Origin of the sequence: Methylobacterium sp. Leaf93 (genome assembly GCF_001422345.1) — a bacterium.
GTDB lineage: Bacteria > Pseudomonadota > Alphaproteobacteria > Rhizobiales > Beijerinckiaceae > Methylobacterium > Methylobacterium bullatum.
Window position 1 is genome coordinate 1 of the sequence record NZ_LMMS01000031.1, and the last position, 424, is coordinate 424.

Here is a 424-nt window from a genome sequence, read left to right on the forward strand (position 1 = left end):
CACCGGCCAACACGGTCTGATCGAGGTCGGTATCCGCGTAGCCGAAGTCGGATGCCGAGAAGGTATGCGTCGCGGCGCCGGGGGTCGGCTCCGTGATCGTGACGGCTTTATCCGYYCCCGTGGGCGCGTCGTTGGTGCCGGTGACGGTGAAGGTGAGGGTGGACGGAGCWGTCGAGGACAGGCCGTTCTCGTCCTGAACCGAGAAGGTGAAGCCGACGCTGGCGACGCCGGCAKTGTCCGCGGCGGTGAACACCAGCTTGGTCAGATCACCGACTGCGATCACCTGCGCCGCCGTTACGGTGACACCGTCCAGCTTCAGCACGCCGCCTGTCGGCACCGTGTCGATCCGAACCGCCGTGAAGCTGTTGCTGGCATCCGCATCCGTGAAGCCGAAATCGGCGGCAACGAACGTGTGGCTGGCAAC

General features: G+C 66.0%; 1 protein-coding gene. It reads right to left on the reverse strand.

Annotated elements, in window-relative coordinates; translation table 11 throughout:
- The coding region (locus ASF26_RS20900; protein WP_162240236.1) for a hypothetical protein at positions 1 to 424 on the reverse strand (424 nt) is incomplete at both ends.